A 332-nucleotide genomic window follows, 5' to 3' on the forward strand; every position below is an offset into this window, starting at 1 on the left:
GATAGCCAACCTATGTGCTTATCGAAAGTAACGGTAAGGGCTGGTAAGAAACCCCTGCTTCTAAACGATGTGTAAGCTGGGGAGGTTCATTACAGAGGATATCGAAGAACAGCATCGTTTGCTGAATCGGTTAGCAGAACTTGTTGATGAAGGGAAAATTCGCACCACTGTTACAGAGAAAATATCGCCGATTAATGCTGCGAACTTGAAACTTGCCCATGCTAAAATCGAATCTGGAAAAACAATCGGTAAAATTGTATTATATAAACCGCAATTAAGATTATAACCTAGTCAAAGCGATCAATCGTTTCCAACGGTTGCTTATTGATACG

General features: G+C 40.4%; 1 pseudogene. It reads left to right on the forward strand.

What is annotated here, in order from left to right:
- Positions 1 to 85: 85 nt before the first annotated feature.
- A pseudogene (locus L691_RS31460) lies at positions 86 to 286 on the forward strand (zinc-binding dehydrogenase); the annotation flags it as partial.
- Positions 287 to 332: the final 46 nt, after the last annotated feature.

This window comes from Paenibacillus zanthoxyli JH29 (genome assembly GCF_000520715.1).
Lineage (GTDB): Bacteria > Bacillota > Bacilli > Paenibacillales > Paenibacillaceae > Paenibacillus_AQ > Paenibacillus_AQ zanthoxyli.